The sequence below is a fragment of the Thalassospira lucentensis genome, from assembly GCF_011806425.1.
Lineage (GTDB): Bacteria > Pseudomonadota > Alphaproteobacteria > Rhodospirillales > Thalassospiraceae > Thalassospira > Thalassospira lucentensis_B.
Window position 1 is genome coordinate 572,726 of the sequence record NZ_JAATOV010000003.1, and the last position, 16,441, is coordinate 589,166.

At 52.7% G+C, this 16,441-nt stretch carries 15 protein-coding genes; 4 read left to right on the forward strand and 11 right to left on the reverse strand.

Annotation, left to right across the window (positions count from 1 at the left end; all coding sequences use genetic code 11):
• Positions 1-231: 231 nt before the first annotated feature.
• Both HCZ99_RS12660 and HCZ99_RS12665 read right to left on the reverse strand, forming a co-directional pair.
• Positions 232-900 (reverse strand): HAD family hydrolase, encoded by a 669-nt coding sequence (locus tag HCZ99_RS12660; protein WP_167447321.1) that lies wholly within the window; start codon positions 898-900, stop codon positions 232-234.
• 12 nt (positions 901-912) lie between these two features.
• A complete protein-coding gene (locus HCZ99_RS12665) occupies positions 913-1,266 on the reverse strand; it encodes an ArsC/Spx/MgsR family protein (RefSeq protein WP_167447322.1) in 354 nt (117 codons plus the stop codon).
• A 142-nt stretch (positions 1,267-1,408) separates the two neighbouring features.
• On the opposite strand from HCZ99_RS12665, the gene dusA reads away from it, so the two are divergent.
• Genes dusA through HCZ99_RS12685 form a run of 4 tightly spaced genes read left to right on the forward strand, consistent with a single transcriptional unit; the run spans position 1,409 to position 6,614 of the window.
• Positions 1,409-2,404, forward strand: a complete 996-nt coding sequence (gene dusA, locus HCZ99_RS12670; protein ID WP_167447323.1) for a tRNA dihydrouridine(20/20a) synthase DusA — start codon at positions 1,409-1,411, stop codon at positions 2,402-2,404.
• Positions 2,401-4,512 carry a bifunctional tRNA (5-methylaminomethyl-2-thiouridine)(34)-methyltransferase MnmD/FAD-dependent 5-carboxymethylaminomethyl-2-thiouridine(34) oxidoreductase MnmC gene (gene mnmC / locus HCZ99_RS12675; protein ID WP_167447324.1) on the forward strand — a complete coding sequence of 704 codons (2,112 nt, stop codon included), beginning with the start codon at positions 2,401-2,403 and terminating at the stop codon, positions 4,510-4,512. The genes dusA and mnmC overlap by 4 nt, the downstream gene beginning before the upstream one ends.
• On the forward strand, positions 4,509-5,705 hold the full coding sequence (locus HCZ99_RS12680) for an MFS transporter (protein ID WP_254869590.1): 1,197 nt from the start codon (positions 4,509-4,511) through the stop codon (positions 5,703-5,705). Before mnmC ends, HCZ99_RS12680 begins: the two co-directional genes overlap by 4 nt.
• 51 nt (positions 5,706-5,756) lie before the next feature.
• On the forward strand, positions 5,757-6,614 hold the full coding sequence (locus tag HCZ99_RS12685; protein ID WP_167447325.1) for a class I SAM-dependent methyltransferase: 858 nt from the start codon (positions 5,757-5,759) through the stop codon (positions 6,612-6,614).
• 31 nt (positions 6,615-6,645) lie between these two features.
• Here HCZ99_RS12685 and HCZ99_RS12690 read toward each other — a convergent pair whose 3' ends face one another.
• The 9 genes from HCZ99_RS12690 to HCZ99_RS12730 form a co-directional block, all read right to left on the reverse strand.
• Positions 6,646-7,164, reverse strand: a complete 519-nt coding sequence (locus HCZ99_RS12690) for a GNAT family N-acetyltransferase (RefSeq protein WP_167447326.1) — start codon at positions 7,162-7,164, stop codon at positions 6,646-6,648.
• 8 nt (positions 7,165-7,172) lie between these two features.
• Entirely contained in the window at positions 7,173-8,342 is a 1,170-nt protein-coding gene (locus tag HCZ99_RS12695) for an ABC transporter permease (RefSeq protein ID WP_167447327.1), read from the reverse strand.
• A complete protein-coding gene (locus HCZ99_RS12700; protein WP_167447328.1) occupies positions 8,339-9,337 on the reverse strand; it encodes an ABC transporter permease in 999 nt (332 codons plus the stop codon). The genes HCZ99_RS12695 and HCZ99_RS12700 overlap by 4 nt, the downstream gene beginning before the upstream one ends.
• A 78-nt stretch (positions 9,338-9,415) precedes the next feature.
• The gene (locus HCZ99_RS12705) at positions 9,416-11,347 is read right to left on the reverse strand and encodes an ABC transporter substrate-binding protein (protein WP_167447329.1); all 1,932 of its coding nucleotides are present in this window, start codon (positions 11,345-11,347) and stop codon (positions 9,416-9,418) included.
• On the reverse strand, positions 11,344-13,272 hold the full coding sequence (locus HCZ99_RS12710; protein ID WP_167447330.1) for an ABC transporter ATP-binding protein: 1,929 nt from the start codon (positions 13,270-13,272) through the stop codon (positions 11,344-11,346). The genes HCZ99_RS12705 and HCZ99_RS12710 overlap by 4 nt, the downstream gene beginning before the upstream one ends.
• Positions 13,269-13,922, reverse strand: a complete 654-nt coding sequence (locus HCZ99_RS12715; protein ID WP_167447331.1) for a hypothetical protein — start codon at positions 13,920-13,922, stop codon at positions 13,269-13,271. The genes HCZ99_RS12710 and HCZ99_RS12715 overlap by 4 nt, the downstream gene beginning before the upstream one ends.
• Entirely contained in the window at positions 13,913-14,671 is a 759-nt protein-coding gene (locus HCZ99_RS12720; RefSeq protein WP_167447332.1) for a polysaccharide deacetylase family protein, read from the reverse strand. The genes HCZ99_RS12715 and HCZ99_RS12720 overlap by 10 nt, the downstream gene beginning before the upstream one ends.
• Positions 14,668-15,813, reverse strand: a complete 1,146-nt coding sequence (locus HCZ99_RS12725) for a glycosyltransferase family protein (protein WP_167447333.1) — start codon at positions 15,811-15,813, stop codon at positions 14,668-14,670. The genes HCZ99_RS12720 and HCZ99_RS12725 overlap by 4 nt, the downstream gene beginning before the upstream one ends.
• Positions 15,810-16,439 (reverse strand): histidine phosphatase family protein, encoded by a 630-nt coding sequence (locus tag HCZ99_RS12730; RefSeq protein WP_167447334.1) that lies wholly within the window; start codon positions 16,437-16,439, stop codon positions 15,810-15,812. Before HCZ99_RS12730 ends, HCZ99_RS12725 begins: the two co-directional genes overlap by 4 nt.
• Positions 16,440-16,441: the final 2 nt, after the last annotated feature.

Genomic DNA, 16,441 nt, shown 5'->3' on the forward strand with positions numbered 1-16,441 from the left:
TCATATTTTTGAAACGTTTCATATTTGGCGGAAAACTGCGCAAAATAAGCTGTTAATTTTCAGGACGATGAAACCTATTACGCGAGGTTATGTTGGATACACACGGTAGAAACGCATGCGACTGCGTTTCCAGATATGCTTAATGGATCGGAAAACACAAAAAAACTGGACGATGATCATCATCGCCCAGTTTTTAAATTCCACGACGTTATAGCGCGTGCTTAGATGCCGTTAAGACAGCCAATCTGAAAGCATGTCTCGCAATGCGCGATGATCCGTTGCGATATAGTCCGCCCCGGCGTCGCGCAACAAATTGGCTGGCGTGATATCAACCAGACCAACCGTCGTCGCCCCAGATGCCGCTCCGGCACGTACGCCATTTTGGCTGTCATCGACCACAACACATTCAGAAATCGGCACGCCGATTTTTTCCGCCGCCAGTAAATAAACATCCGGGTGTGGTTTGGCATTGGCGACGTCATGCGCCGAACAGATATTGCCGTTAAAGCGTTCTTTCAGGCCGACCTTGCCCAATGACACATCCATTTTGTCATGCGGGCCGTTGCTGCCAATCGCCATCGGAATGCCCTTGGCATCCAAAAAATCAAGGATCGGCATTAAATCGGGATAGGGTTCCAGATCACGTTTAAAGGCATCAAACGTGCGTGAATAGCAGCTTGAAAGCCAATCGTCTGGCAATGTAATGCCAAACAATTCCTTCATTCTGGGCGGCACCATGGCAAGCGTACCGCCGATAAACAGATCGTGGGTCTTTTCGACCGTCATGTCACAGCCATACTCACATAGCTGATCGGTCAACACACGATTGGCCAAGGTTTCGGTATCAACAAGCACGCCATCGCAATCAAAGATCACGCCACGCACGATGGGTTTCGTCATTTTTTTGTATCCTTACAACCCGGCCAATTCGGTCCAGCGCGCTTCGTCATAGGCAACCGTCCGGACATTGCCAAAATCAACAACCGGACGTTTGATCACAGTCGGATTGGCGGCAAGAATACTGGCGGCGTCGGCCCCACCCTGTTCAAGCGTCGCCTTATCGTCGTCAGACAGGTTGCGATAGCTTGGTCCGCGTTTATTGATCAGGGTTTTGCCACCCACTTCATCAAGCCAGTCCTGGATGGTTTTGGCATCAATACCATCGGCACGAAAATCATGAAGTTTGTTTTCAACACCTTTGGCGTCGAACCATTTCAGGGACTTGCGAACTGTATCGCAGTTTTTGATGCCGTAAATCGTAACCATATTCATATCCGTAATTTGTGTTTTGCGATCCAGCTATGCGTAATGCAAACGCTTTTGACCCTAAATCATTGAACCTATATAAAGACCAGACTTTGACGACGGCAACCCCATTGACCCCGATTTGATAACGAGCAGCAAGCATATGAGTGTTAATCGACGTATTTCCGTCGCCCCGATGATGGATTGGACGGACCGGCATGATCGCTATTTTTTGCGGCAGATCAGTCGGCATACGTTGCTTTATACCGAAATGGTCACAACGGGGGCGATCATTCATGGCGGGGTGGATCGGCATTTGCGTTATCACGATGCGGAACATCCGATTGCGCTTCAGCTTGGCGGCAGTGATCCGGATGATCTGGCGCGTGCATGTGACATCGCCAATGAATATGCCTATGACGAGATTAACCTTAATTGCGGCTGTCCGTCTGATCGTGTGCAAAATGGGGCGTTTGGCGCCTGCTTGATGGCAACACCGGACGTGGTTGCCAATTGCGTGAAATCGATGATTGCCGCCAGTGATGCGCCAATCACGGTAAAAAACCGCATTGGCATCGACGATCAAGAAGACTACCCGTCTCTGAAACGTTTTACCGAAACGGTTGCCAATGCCGGGTGCAAGACATTCATTGTCCATGCCCGTAAGGCGTGGCTTAAAGGCCTATCGCCCAAGGAAAACCGCGAAGTACCGCCGCTTCGCTATGAGCTGGTCTATCAGCTTAAGCAAGAATTCCCGGAACTTGAAATCCTGATCAATGGCGGCATCAAAACCCTTGATGAAACGGAAGAGCATCTTGAACATGTTGATGGGGTGATGATCGGGCGCGAAGCCTATCAGAACCCTTATGTCCTGTCGGATGTCGATCGCCGGTTTTACGGGGATGATGCCCCCGCCCTGACCCGCCATCAGGTGGTTGAGGCGATGCTCCCCTATATCGAGCAGCACCTTAACGAAGAAAACGCAACCATCGGCCATGTCACCCGCCATATGCTGGGTATTTTCCAACAAATGCGCGGTGCGAAACAATGGCGTCGGTATTTAAGTGAAAATGCCCACCGCAAAGGGGCTGGAACCGATGTGGTGCGCGAAGCATTGGCCCTTGTTCCCGAACAGCAAGACGCGGCGCTGTCAGCATGACTGGCGACACGTCGTCCCCATCAGTTGATAACGCCCAGATCGATGACACGATTGATGATGGGAAAAAAGTGAACAGCACAATCAACGATCAGCCCGTTGCTGGTGACATCACCTGGCGCGATGGCGACGTGCCGTTTTCACCGCATTTTGACGACGTGTATTACAATCCCAAGGATGGACTGGCCGAAACGCGATATGTGTTTCTTGAGGGGAATAACCTGCCCGCGGCATGGGACGGGCTTGAAAATTTCACCATCGGTGAAACCGGCTTTGGCACCGGGTTGAACTTTCTGGCCGCTTGGCAATGTTGGGCGCAAGATCCGAACAGATCAACGCGCCTTCATTTTGTATCGGTCGAAAAATACCCGCTGTCGCGCCATGATATGATCCGCGCACATCAAAGCTGGCCGGAACTTAGCACTTTTTCAAAACAGCTTACCGATATCTGGCCCACCGAAACCATGCTGCCCGGCATTCATCGCTTTGTTCTGGGCGATGGTGCGATCAGCCTGACGGTTTTAATCGGCGATGCGATCACATGTTTTGGCGATTATGACGGCAACATTGATTGCTGGTTTCTGGATGGCTTTGCGCCATCGCGCAATGCCGACATGTGGCACGCCGACCTGTTTTCCGCCTTGGCATCGGCATCCAACACTTCCGGCGCGACATTGGCGACATTTACATCGGCGCGTATTGCGCGGGATGGCCTTCAAGGTGCTGGCTTTGCCGTCACAAAGCGCAAGGGTTTTGGTCATAAGCGCGACATGATCACCGCCACCCTGCCCGCCACACCGCCAAATGACGCCGGGCTTAAACCGATTGATACGCCGTGGTTTGTTCTGCCCCAATCGGCCAACGCGCGACCGAACGCGAAAACCACCCGGCGAACCATTGCGGTTATTGGCGGGGGCATGGCCGGGGCGGCCTGCGCGCAAGCGTTAAAACAGCGCGGCTGTGACGTTCATTTGTTTGAAAAGGCCCCTCAAATAGCTGGGGCCGCATCCGGCAACGCGATTGGCATGTTGGAACCGTATCTAACGGCCGATAACGCCATTATGGGCCGTTTCTACGAGGCCGGGTTCCGATACAGCCATCGTATGATCAAACGCCTGCACACGGCAGGTCTGGTCGAGGCCGCATTTTGTGGCGTTCTTGATATGGCTACGACAAAACGCGAACAGGAACGCCACGCTGGCCTTTTGGAACGCCTGCCGGGTAAACCCGATTTGGTGAAGCCCCTTGACCAGGACGACGCCAGCACGGCATTCGGCATGCCCTTGCCCGCCGGTGGATTGTTTTACCCAAATGCCGGATGGGTTAATCCGCCGTCCTTTGTTAAAGCCCTGTCAGATGGGATTAACCTTCATCTATTGACTGAAATCACAGATATTTCCGACGATGCATCGGGCAAGGTGCTGACCGATCATAACGGTGTGGCACATGGTCCGTTTGATGCGGTGATTATTGCCAGCGCGACAGACTCAACAAACCTTTCGCAGACGGCATGGCTGCGCGATTACCTGCAACCTGTGCGCGGCCAAATCAGCACATTCCCCGAAAGTATTGTGAACCAAAGCAACGATACGGATCAAATTCGTTGCGTGCTCAGTCACAAGGGGTATCTGACACCGGCGCGTAACGGCATTCATGTTTTGGGGGCGACATTTTCGCGCGATGACACGAAAACCGATCTGCGCGACGAAGATCACGCCTTTAACATCGCCCAACTGGCCACTGTGTTGCCCGACCTTGCCAGCCGGCTTTCGCCCGGTGATCTGGATGGGCGTGCGGCCATTCGGCCCATCACAATTGATCATTTGCCGATGATTGGACCGGCACCGGATTATGATGCGTTTCTGGCGGCCTATCCGGACTTGGATAAAGGCAAGAATTACGCGCGATATTTAAATGCGCCCTACCACAAGGACGTGTATATCTGTACAGGATTTGGGGCACGCGGGTTGATTGCGGCCCCGCTTGCCGCCGAAATTCTTGCCAGCGAGATTTGCGCCATGCCCCTGCCCTTGGAAAAACCGCTTATGCATGCTGTTCATCCCGCACGGTTCATTATCCGCGGGCTTAAACGGCGCCAGATCGCGGTATGAACATGCCCAAAATGCCGTTGCCAACCCTTGATGACCGGATGAAAACAGCCACCATTCTGGCGCTGTTTTTTGTTGGGTTATTTGCGATCCAGGGCGTTTTCATGCCCTATTGGCCGGTATGGTTAAAGGCGCAAGGATTATCGGCCGGTGAAATTGGCATATTGCTGTCGCTGCCAAACTGGGTGCGGGTATTTGCTGATCCATTGATCGCACAGCGGGCCGATCATACCGGCAACCGCAAAACGCCAATGTTATGGCTTGCGGGTATTTATGTCGTCACCGTGCTGGCCTTTCCGGTTTCGAGTAACTTCTGGTGGTTGGCGGCCCTATCCATGGTGATTGGGTTTACCTATGCCCCGCTTTTGCCCCTGGGTACCACCATTACGGTGCATGAATGCAAAACCCGCGACCTTGATTATGGGCGGGTAAGGCTTTGGGGATCGCTTGCGTTTATTGTCGCATCTTACGGCGTTGGCTGGATCCTTGATGGCACGTCGACCACCTGGATTGTCTGGATGCTGTTTGCGGCTGGTGTGATCAATTTTGCGATTGTCACCGGCATGCCCGATCCCCAGACGGAACGATCCTTGCGGTCGGGATCATCGCTGATTTACCTGCTGCGCAAGCCGGTATTTCTGATTTACCTTGGATGCATCGGCTTTGCCCAGGGCGCGCACGGCACCTATTACAGCTTTGCCTCTGTCCACTGGGAATCGGTTGGTTATTCGCATGAAATGATCGGTGCATTCTGGTCGACCGGAGTCATGGCCGAAGTCGCCCTATTTGCCTTTGCCGGTAAATTTGTCCGTGGCCGTCATCCCGGCATTTTGTTTGCCATCGGGGCGATTGCGGGCATCGTACGCTGGATCGTGCTTGGCAGTAGCGATGATGTCTGGCTGATCATGCTGGTCCAACCGTTACATGCCCTGACATTTGGGATCACCCACTTAGCTGCGGTCAGTTTCATCGCGCGCGCCATCCCGCAACAATTGGCGACCTCAGCCCAAAGCTTGATGGCGACCTTATCGATGGGGGTCTTTTTGGGCAGCAGCATCTGGGCATCCGGGCCGCTTTATCAGCATTTTGGATCACATGCCTATTATGCGATGGCCGGTTCTTCGGCAATTGCACTGGTATTCTCCCTCTGGCTTATGCGAAGCTGGCGGGGCGAAGACAAGACGTTCTGCGACTGACAGAATGACACATCAATCACACGTAAATTTATCCGCCAAACGGGAGCCTTCATGACGTTAATGCCGTTATCACGCCGAATGCGTCGCTGGAAATTCGGTCTGAAAACCCTGTTTGGTCGATCACCTGCGGGCTATTTCATCCCGTATCGTTATGCCGATGAAACCGCCAAGGCCGTCGGGAAGCCAACCTATCCTGCGATTGAACGCATGATGGAACAGGCAGCCCCAACCATGAAGGCGTGGCTGACCAAGGCGGAAAAATATCAGGATGTCTTTGAAACCTTAAACGATGCCGAGCCGCCCGAACCGCGCTGGCAACAAGCATGGTTTCCGCGTCTTGACGGCATGATGGCCTATGTCATGACCCGCGAATTTCGCCCCAAACGGATTGTTGAAATCGGGTCAGGTCATTCCACCCGGTTTTATCACCGCGCCATTCGCGATGGGGAACTTGAAACCGCATTTCACGCGATTGATCCGGCCCCGCGTGCCGATATTGCCAAACTGCCGATTACGGTTGATCGCACCATCGTTCAAAAAGCCGACCCGACCATTTTCGACACCCTTGGCGGTGCGGATATCCTGTCGATTGATTCCAGCCACATCCTGATGCCCGGCACCGATGTTGACCTGCTGTTTTCATCGATCATTCCGACCCTGCCAAGTGGGATCATCATTCACATCCACGACATCACCCTGCCCGACGATTATCCGGCGGAATGGCATTGGCGCGGATATAATGAGCAACAAGGTGTGGCATCACTTTTGGCCGGGAATGGTTTTGAAATCCTGTGGTCGAGTGCATACGCCACCACCCGCCTAAACGACTTGGTTGCCGCGTCGCCTGCCAACAGCATTCACTTGCCGGACGGCGCGATTGAAACCAGTTTGTGGCTGCATAAGAAATAAGTCACTGAAAACGAATAATGACACGCATTATTCAATTTTCATGAAAACCAGCGCTGTGGCGATAAACCAAGTCTGATGGATCAGGACGGGCGGCATTAACATCCAATGTCGCCCCAAGTCTGTTCGCAAGTTTGATTGACCGTGTATTGCCATTCGCGATGTAGCTTACCAGTGTTTTTAGCCCGCGAACCTCAAATGCCCATCTGCGCATCGCAACAGCAGCTTCATAGGCAATCCCGCGTCCTTCGGCCTCTGGGAACAGCAACCATCCAAGTTCATGCTCGGGAAATAGAGGTCCGCGATTGATACCGACCTGACCGACGCATGTGCCGGTCAGTTTTTCATCAATCATCAGGGCACCGTTGCCCAACATGCCCCACTGGGCCACGTCACTGCAAAACATCCCCCATGCGCCCGCAAGATCATAGGGACCGCCCATGTGCACCGAACGTTCTGACAGCATCAGTTCCTGATATGCGGGCCAATCGCCCATCGTCATGGCCCGCAAAACAAGGCGGTCCGTTTCAAGATGTGGAATATCGTTCGTCATCGCCGCATTTAGTTTTTGTATGGGTCGGCAGCATCGCGCAGACCATCCCCCAAGAAGTTAAACGCCAGCACAACAATCACCACCGGCACCACCGGCAACATTAGCCACGGATAGACTGCGACAGCGTTGATGTTTTGCGCATCATTAAGCAACACACCCCAGCTTGTCACCGGCGCACGCAGACCAAGCCCGAGGAAACTGAGCGCGGTTTCGCCCAAGATCATATTGGGGATCGAAAGCGTGACCGACGCGATCAAGTGGCTGGCAAAGTTTGGCAGCAAATGACGGGCAACAATCCGTTTGGGCGACGCCCCCATCAAGCGTGCTGCAAGCGCATAGTCTTCTTCACGCAACGCCAACAGTTTGGAACGCACTGCACGCGCAAGACCGGTCCAGTCGATCAGACCAAGAATGATCGTAATCCCGAAATAAATCAGGATGGGGCTCCAGGTTACAGGCAAGGCGGCCGAAAGCGCCATCCATAGCGGGATTTCAGGCAAGGAGCGGATTACCTCGATCACGCGCTGGACGGTAGCATCGACCCAGCCACCATAATAGCCCGCTGCCCCGCCAATGACGATGCCAAGGAAGAAACTGACCGTAATGCCGACAAGGCCAATGGTCAGCGAGACGCGAGCGCCATAAACGATCCGCGAAAACATGTCGCGGCCAAGGCGATCCGTCCCCAACAGAAACAGGGTTCCGTCTTTGGCCGGGCAGACAAAATGAAAATCAGCTTCAATCAGGCCCCAGAATTCATATTCATCGCCCGAGCAAAAGAACCGCAACGGATTAACCCGGTCCGGATTTGGCACGTAAACCGGTTTAAGCGTTTCCATATCGACCGAAAAATCGGTGCCATAGGTAAACGGCCCGACAAATTCACCATCATCAAACAAATGAATGGATTGCGGCGGATGATGGATAAAGTTCGAATTACGCGTTTCCTGCGCATAGGGCGCGATGAATTCAACAATAAAGACCGAGGCATACATCACTGCCAAAATGATCAGCGACACATAGGCCAAGCGATGGCGTTTCAAACGCCACCACGTCAAACGCCATTGCGATGCCAGATAGTATTTTTCCTGCTCTGGCGTTAGGGCTTCGCGGTCATAGGGATCAAAGGGAGCTTGATCGACAAAATGCGCGTTGCGCTTTTCTTCTTCGCGGCTCATTGGCTGATCCCCCCTTGCAATCGAATGCGCGGATCAAGCCAAGCCAGCAACACATCAGACACAAACATGCCGACAACTGTCAAAAGTGCCAAGAACATCAGGAACGACCCCGCAAGGTACATGTCCTGACTTTGCAGCGCGCTTAGCAGCATCGGCCCGGTTGTTGGCAAAGACATCACAACGGATACCAAAACAGACCCGGACACCACTTGCGGCAGGATATTGCCGATATCGGAAATAAACGGGTTCAGCGCCATACGCAGCGGATATTTAAACAACACCTTAAGCGGGGCTAGTCCCTTGGCGTGGGCGGTCACGACATATTGCTTGCCAAGTTCATCGAGAAGGTTGGCGCGCAAACGCCGGATCATTGCCGCGGTTCCAGATGTGCCAATGACCAAAACCGGTGCCCAGAGATGTTCGATGATGGAGGTGATTTTGTCGAACGACCAACCCTGATTGATGAATTCCGGGTCCATCAGACCGCCGATCGAGGTGCCAAACACAACATTGGCGTAATAGAGCAAAATCAGGGCGAACAGGAAGTTCGGCATCGCAAGGCCCAGGAAGCCAAGCAGTGTAAAGCCGTAATCGCCCCAGCTATATTGCCGTGTGGCGGAATAAATCCCGATGGGGAAACTGACGATATAGATGAACAAAATGGTGCTGAAATTCAGAACCAGCGACAGCCATAACCGGTCGCCGACAACTTCTGACACCGGCAGGTTATATTCAAACGAGAAGCCAAGATCGCCGTGCAAGAGGCCCCAAGCCCATTCGAAATATTGCACATATAACGGCTGATCAAGGCCGTATTGATGCTTTAAAAATTCGATTTTTGCCGGATCAACCGCCTCGCCCTGAGCTTGAAGTTCGTTCAAATAGGTGCTCAGAAAATCCCCAGGGGGAAGCTGAATAATCACGAATACCAGCACACTGATCATAAACAGTGTTGGTATCATTACAAAAAGCCGTCTAGCCAAATAGGTCAGCATCGGCGCTTACGCTCCCCCCAAACGTTTTCGTCCCAATCCCACATTAGGCTTAAACGCAGAATAATCAAATTGGTCTGCTTATCGATCCCACCAGAATGTATCCGGGCGATAAATGCCAAAGAATGCGCCCGGTTCCCAACTATGGATCCCCTTTTCAGGCACGTTACGCATGTCTTTATCGACGACAACGGGTTGCGGCACATTGCCAATCAACCCAATCGAAAACATGTTTTCCGAATTGATATCCAGAATTTTCTGCCACGCCTCAACACGTGCGGCATCGTTACCGGTTTGCCATTTCTGATACAAATCCATCAGTTCCTTGGCGGCGGGCATATCGGGTGCTTCGCCTGCTTCGCCGTCGGTCTGATAGTATTGGCCCCATTTGGGCCATTGAAGCGTATCTTGCTGAACCGGGACAAATTCGGACGGCACCGAATTTGGCGTTGCCAAACCGTTATCCACGCCATTGAAAATCGACATGATGGTTTCGCCGGTATAGGCACGATTGCGCAGAACTTCGCGCTGCAAGCCTTTGACAAACATCTTTATCCCGACCTTGCGCCAGCTGTCGCGAACCAGTTCAAGCATGTCGTCATGTTCGGGATTTTCGCCGGTGGTTTCGACAATGATTTCCATTGGGCGACCGTCTGGCAAAAGTCGGATGCCATCACTGTTGCGTTCGTTTAGCCCCATTTCGTCCAAAAGGGCATTGGCACGTTCAAGATCGAACTGGATATAGTTTTCGCGGTATTCCGGCTTAAACAAAGGGCTTTTGGGCAAAACGGTATTGTTGGTCGGCTGCGCCAAACCAAAGAACATTACGCGGTTAATTTCCGTGCGATTAATCGCCAACGACAAAGCCCGGCGGAAACGCACATCGCGCAAGACATCGCGCCATACCGGATCAGAACATGTCAGATTGGGATAAAGGGCGGCATAGGCCCCTGCCCCAACATCCCAAAGACGGACGTTATAGTTCTGTTGTGGTTCTGACTGTTTGAGGAAGGTGTAATCCTTTAACGACAGAATGCGACTTTGCAGGTCGACTTCGCCTGCCCCGACTTTTGCCGGCACCAATTTGGAATTGGCAATGTTAAAGATCATCTTGTCCATATACGGAAGCTGGTTTCCTTCCGGGTCGACGCGATGATAATAGGGATTGCGCACAAACACGAACCGATCAGATGGTTCTTCGGTCGTAATCAGCCACGGTTCCAATGACGGGCGTTCGATGTTTGACAGCTTATAAGGGCGATCCAAATCGGTATGTAAAACCGCCCAGCTGCGCAAACCGCGTTCCTTAACCATCGCATCAAGCTCAGCCGGATCGCGGTATTTGGCGTGGAATTGTTTCAGATAATGCGCCGGGCGATAAATAAACGGTGGCCGGGTTGCGGCAAGCTCGGTCAGGAAGAATGGATTGGGCTTAGACCAGCTATAGCGAACGGTATATTCGTCGATAATTTCAAAAGTCGCCGGTTCATCGCCAACAAACAGAAAACGCGGCGGACCAACAGGAAACAGTTCATCATTATTGACGATGTCTTCCCAATAATACCGGAAATCCTCGGCAGTAAATGGCGTTCCGTCGGACCATTTGTGGCCTTTGCGGATATGAAGGGTAAACTCGTTCCCCGCGTCATTGGCATCAAGGCTTTCGAGAATATCGGGCTTTAGATCGAGATTTTCGTCATAGCCAATCAAACGCGCATAGCCATAGACAACCGCCATACGGATGTCTTTGGACCGGCCCATGATCGTAACAAACTGACCGCCATATTTGCCGATGGTTTTGTTTTCGCCCGCAAAATCGATCACCTTGGGGTGTTCGGGCAACCGTTCAAGCATCGGAGGCAAAGTGCCATTGGCAATCGCATTTTCAAAATATGGTACTTCGGCCTGTGCAAAGCTTGGTAGCATTGCCACGCCGAGTAAACCGCCAGCAAAAACACCCCCTGCGATCGCGTGACGTAAAACAGAACCTTTGTCATGTGACCAGCGGGTCATATTGCTATCTCCGTAAAATCGGCACGCTCGGCCCGGACGAAATGATCGTCGGCCAATTGCATCATTTTGGGGTCGCTGTCGCGGTTGATGGTAAAGGGCGCCGGCCATCGCGCCGGATCAGAAGCCTTGCCATCGACAATCTTGTTGAAATCAAGCGGATGGTCCAGATCGGCAAACGGCACTGCATTCAGTAACGCCTGCGTGTATGGATGCATCGGATTACGAAACAGCTTTTCGCGCGGTGCGGTTTCAACAATGCGCCCCGCACACATCACCGCAATCCGATCCGCGATGTAATCAACCACCGCAAGGTTGTGCGAGATAAACAGATAAGTCAAATTAAGATCACGCTGTAAATCCTTTAAAAGATTAAGAATTTGCGCCTGAACCGATACATCAAGTGCCGATGTTGGTTCATCAAAGATCAGAAGATCGGGCTTAAGACTGAGCGCGCGGGCAATGCCGATACGTTGGCGTTGGCCACCGGAAAAACTGTGCGGATAACGGCTTAGGTAGCGCGGATCAAGCCCGACAACTTCCATGAGTTCCAGCACCATTTTTTTGCGATAGGCACTGTCACCCACCCCGTGAATAATCATGGGTTCGGCAACGATGTCCTGAACCGTCATGCGCGGGTTAAGCGAGCCGAACGGGTCCTGAAATACAAACTGGATGCGTTTGCGATAAGGGTTGAGCTTATCTTCATCAAGCCCGACAAGTTCGGTCATTTGACCGCTTTCACCGCGAAACAGAATTGATCCGTCATCAGGCGCCATAGCGCGCATGATCAGCTTTGACAGCGTTGTCTTGCCACAACCACTTTCGCCCACCAGCCCCACGCATTCACCGCGGTTCACCGTTAGCGACACGTCCGCCACCGCCGGGATCAATTGCTTTTTGGCTTTTAACCAGTGGCCTTTGCGGGTGGTGAAACTTTTGCTGAGATGCCGAACAGAAAGGACTGGTTCGCTTGCCATGGTTGGATGCAAGGCCAAAGACGGCGGAACGTCATTTTGTTCGCGGGTATCTTCGCCATCTCCATCAAGCGCAAGAAGACTTCCGGTCTTTGGTTTGATTTCACGAAGCGGCTTTAACCGTTCATCCGGCCCCATATCAAAATGCGGCACAGCGGCCAACAAAGACCGAGTGTAGCCATGTCCGGGATTAATAAAGACGTCTTCGGTCTTGCCACTTTCAACAACACGGCCATCGTAAATCACCACCATCCGGTCGGCCATATTTGCCACCACCCCCAAATCATGGGTGATGAGCAGTACCGACATTTCAAGTTCGCTTTGCACTTCCTTGATCAGACGCAGTATTTGCGCCTGGATGGTGACATCAAGGGCAGTTGTTGGTTCATCGGCCACCAGCAATGCCGGACGGCACACCATGGCCATGGCAATCATGGCACGTTGGCGCAAGCCGCCAGACAGTTCGAAGGGATATGTTTTAAGCGCGTGCTTTGGGTCGCCAAAGCCAACAAGGGTCAGCATTTCCTTGGCAAGTTCGCGGGCTTCACGATGGTCGACATTGCGGTGAAGTCGGACGGCCTCGCATATCTGATCGCCAATGGTATGTAGCGGTGAGAGGGAGCTCATCGGCTCCTGAAAGATCATGGAGATACGGCCACCGCGGATGGCGCGCATCTGCGCCCCTGCCCGGTCAAGCATCGCGAGATCAACACGCGTTCCGGGCTTGTCCGGGTCGGCAAAGATGATGGATCCGTTGGTGATCTGCGCGACTTTGGGCAAAAGGCCCATAATCGCCTGCGAGATCGTACTTTTGCCCGATCCAGATTCCCCAACAAGCGCGACTGTTTCTTGCGCACCGATCCGAAAAGTCACATTTTCGACTGCCTTAACCCGCATATGGGGCAAAACAAATTCGACCTTCAGATCCTTAATGCGCAAAATGTCAGTCATATTTGTTCGGCACCACCATGTTTTCTTTCTGATGCTGCCGCTTTGACAAGGGTTTCGGCCTCATCGATGCGCATCAGATTTGTACGGGTCACGTCGTCTACAAGAATTTGGTTATCTTTGGCCCAATCACGAGAAATATCAAGAAGTTCGTCAAAACCAACCAATGAAGATTCTGCAACAATTTTGGCGCCGTGCGCCTGTATTGTCAGCTCGAACCAACCTTTGTTGCCATCGCGCTTGGTACTAAAGTAACGCAAGCGGAACTTAGAAAGTTCCGGCCATGCAAATGCTGTCCCGCCATAAATGCTTGAAAGCCGAATGCCATATTCGGAAATATAGATCTTTTGCTGAAAGCGCAGCATGGTGCGCGCAAAGTAGAAAATAAACAGCAACGCCAAACCAGCCGCCGTCCACTGAATGATCGAAAGCATGTCAGGGATCACAGCCATCACAATGCAAATCAGCAAGCCAACAATCGACTTTGCAAGATCGGGTGCCATTGCCTTTGTCGGATAGGCCAGCATTTGCACATCGCCCTCAGACACCCCTGCCGGTTTGACCGGATCAGTCGCGCCATCGGCGGCACCGTCTGTGCCATCGATCTCGTGCGTATCATTCATATCCGGATGTTTATTCGGACTTATTGCCATGGAAATACTCCGGGAATTCTTAACCAGCTCAGTGCTGAATGTTCCATTGAAAAAAGATTATCAAGAAATTGCGTCGTCGGTGCGTCATGCACCAAATGATGGGTCAGGATGCCGGTTGGTTCTTGCGGGTCCACGTCACCTTGGCGACGTGCCGAAAGATGGGCGATCATGGCGCCAAGGGCGGCGTCTTCGCCAACAAAGCCACGTGTTCCGCGCCAATCAATTACATCGACATGGGTGTTGACTTGAAGCACGCCTTTATAAGGCTCTGGCTTCTTGCGGGCGTTAAAGGTGCTTAAGCCGCAAATACCGATATTGTGAAGGGCCGCCGCGACGTCATCGGAAATTCGGTTCCACGGCGGGACAATGACGGGCAAGAAACGATTACCAAACCGCGATGACAAAACCGCAAAGCCCTGCTTTAAATCGGCAATGACCGCGTCAACATCGCGGATATCATCAAGTTCCTGCTTTTTACGGCCTTCGGGCATGTTGTTTTGATGGGCCCAGCCATGTTGCAAGACACGGGTATCAATGGTTTCCACCAAGCGTTCGACAAGATCATCTTGCAATGAGGCCGGAATAACCGCCAAGGCCAACGGGACGTTATAATCCTGTTCAAACCCCAAAAGGGTTTCAAGTTCGGGTGTTACCGTAACAGCATCATCATCGCGCCACCACGCCGTCGCAACCCGTCCCTCGGACTGCCACAGATCAAGTTCCGTGCGCAATTGGTCCCAACTGCTCATGCCGTTCCCTTTGCCAATGCTGCGATTAATGACGCTGTTTTCTGCGCGCCGTTAAGGGCAACATTTAACTGTTGCGGCGGTTTGGCGCGATCTATTTGTTTTGCCAATGATTGCGCAGTCAGCCCATCAAGATCAAGCAAGGAAATAACACCGGCATTTGCCAATATCTCACCACGTTCTTTTTGCTCGCTTTCGCCGCCCTCGGCGAATGGGACCATGACAGCGGGTGTTTGGGTCGAAAGCACATCCATCAATGTATTGTACCCCGCCTGGGATACAGAAACAGCCGCCTTGGCCATGCGGGCGCGAAAATCGGGCAAGAAGCGATGCAGCGTAATGCCGGGCGGCATTGTGTTGACCAACGCGTCAAACCGGTCTTGGGGGAAATGCGGGCCGGTGACGATGTCCCACGGTACATCTTGGTATTTTTCGGAATGTCCATGCGCAGCAATCGCAAGATCAATCAGCCCTGCCCCAACGGCACCGCCACCGGCCGAAACCAAAACGCCGTTTCGGGTCGCACCATGATCTGTGTTTGATGCGACCTTAGGATGCGATGGTGCGACATAACCGGTATAGACGATCAGGTCCTTGATATCATCGGCATATGGGAAACTGTGATCAAAGCCGAACAGGTTTTGATCCCCGTGAACCAGAACCCGATCAAAATATTCGCGGGCAATATCGCGCATCCATTTTGTTTTTGCCGGATCGGTTTTGCGCACCAAAAGATCGCGTACGGAACAAACAATTGGCACACTTGCCTGTTTGGCCGCTGTCATTAACGGGATCAGTTCAAACCGAAAGGCACGCCGACCAAACGGAAACATTTCAATCAGCAGCACCTTTGGCGCTGTTTCCTTGAACGCGGCCAAAAGATCATCTTTGCGACGTTCTTTCCAATCGTCATCAACCGGCGTGTCATTGACATCCACAAGGCCGGAAAAATTGCTATCGGCGCTGCGGCAGGCAGGTAATTGCACGACACGGTCAGCGGCGAAATCAAGGGATGGATCAGGAATGCCGCCACTGGCAACGGTTACGGTCAGCCCCTGATCGCGCATTGCCTGATTAATCAGGGCCATGCGCCGCACATGCCCAATGCCAAGCAAGTGCTGAACATAGACCATAACGTCGCTCATAGCCGGTCCTCATCATCAATAACAATCAATGGCACATTCAACGCGACCACCGAAAAACCATCTGTTTCCGACCAGTCAAAAACATGCAGACATTCCCAATCGAGTTTATCGGGGATTTTGCCCATCATGTCCCAGCCGCGCGCCGCCGCATACACGGCACGAATAACGCCCTTATGCGTGATCGCACCGAATGTATCATTCGTGCCGGGGGCCTGATTGGCCGTGTGGCGGGTCAGGAAATCTTGCACGCGGACAAGAACATCTTGTGGGCTTTCACCACCATCCGGGCGAAACGCCCAACCCCGGTCTTCGTTTCGCGCCATTTCTGCCCCAAGCTTTGCGCGAAGATCGGGCAGTCTTTCGCCTTCCCACGTGCCCCAATCCATTTCGATCAAATCAGGTTGGGCGGTGACGGGTGAAATAGACAGCGCATCGGCGGTTTCACGGGTCCGGGTCAGCGGCGTGCAATACCACGGCACGTCTTGCCAATCGTCGGGCAGCCGTAAGGTGCGATAATGCGCGATGGTATCGGTGCGAAGGGAAATATCAGATCGCCCCTGAATACGCTTTTCCGCGTTCCAGTCCGTTACCCCATGGCGCAATAAGGCAAAGCGTATGGTGCTCATGC

What these genes read in the sequence shown, in the direction of transcription:
- HCZ99_RS12705 (WP_167447329.1), bottom strand. Translation starts at nt 11,347, where the DNA reads ATGACCCGCTGGTCACATGACAAAGGTTCTGTTTTACGTCACGCGATC.
- HCZ99_RS12730 (WP_167447334.1), bottom strand. Translation starts at nt 16,439, where the DNA reads ATGAGCACCATACGCTTTGCCTTATTGCGCCATGGGGTAACGGACTGG.
- dusA (WP_167447323.1), top strand. Translation starts at nt 1,409, where the DNA reads ATGAGTGTTAATCGACGTATTTCCGTCGCCCCGATGATGGATTGGACG.
- HCZ99_RS12720 (WP_167447332.1), bottom strand. Translation starts at nt 14,671, where the DNA reads ATGAGCAGTTGGGACCAATTGCGCACGGAACTTGATCTGTGGCAGTCC.
- HCZ99_RS12680 (WP_254869590.1), top strand. Translation starts at nt 4,509, where the DNA reads ATGAACATGCCCAAAATGCCGTTGCCAACCCTTGATGACCGGATGAAA.
- HCZ99_RS12725 (WP_167447333.1), bottom strand. Translation starts at nt 15,813, where the DNA reads ATGAGCGACGTTATGGTCTATGTTCAGCACTTGCTTGGCATTGGGCAT.
- mnmC (WP_167447324.1), top strand. Translation starts at nt 2,401, where the DNA reads ATGACTGGCGACACGTCGTCCCCATCAGTTGATAACGCCCAGATCGAT.
- HCZ99_RS12690 (WP_167447326.1), bottom strand. Translation starts at nt 7,164, where the DNA reads ATGACGAACGATATTCCACATCTTGAAACGGACCGCCTTGTTTTGCGG.
- HCZ99_RS12660 (WP_167447321.1), bottom strand. Translation starts at nt 900, where the DNA reads ATGACGAAACCCATCGTGCGTGGCGTGATCTTTGATTGCGATGGCGTG.
- HCZ99_RS12695 (WP_167447327.1), bottom strand. Translation starts at nt 8,342, where the DNA reads ATGAGCCGCGAAGAAGAAAAGCGCAACGCGCATTTTGTCGATCAAGCT.
- HCZ99_RS12700 (WP_167447328.1), bottom strand. Translation starts at nt 9,337, where the DNA reads ATGCTGACCTATTTGGCTAGACGGCTTTTTGTAATGATACCAACACTG.
- HCZ99_RS12710 (WP_167447330.1), bottom strand. Translation starts at nt 13,272, where the DNA reads ATGACTGACATTTTGCGCATTAAGGATCTGAAGGTCGAATTTGTTTTG.
- HCZ99_RS12715 (WP_167447331.1), bottom strand. Translation starts at nt 13,922, where the DNA reads ATGGCAATAAGTCCGAATAAACATCCGGATATGAATGATACGCACGAG.
- HCZ99_RS12685 (WP_167447325.1), top strand. Translation starts at nt 5,757, where the DNA reads ATGACGTTAATGCCGTTATCACGCCGAATGCGTCGCTGGAAATTCGGT.
- HCZ99_RS12665 (WP_167447322.1), bottom strand. Translation starts at nt 1,266, where the DNA reads ATGGTTACGATTTACGGCATCAAAAACTGCGATACAGTTCGCAAGTCC.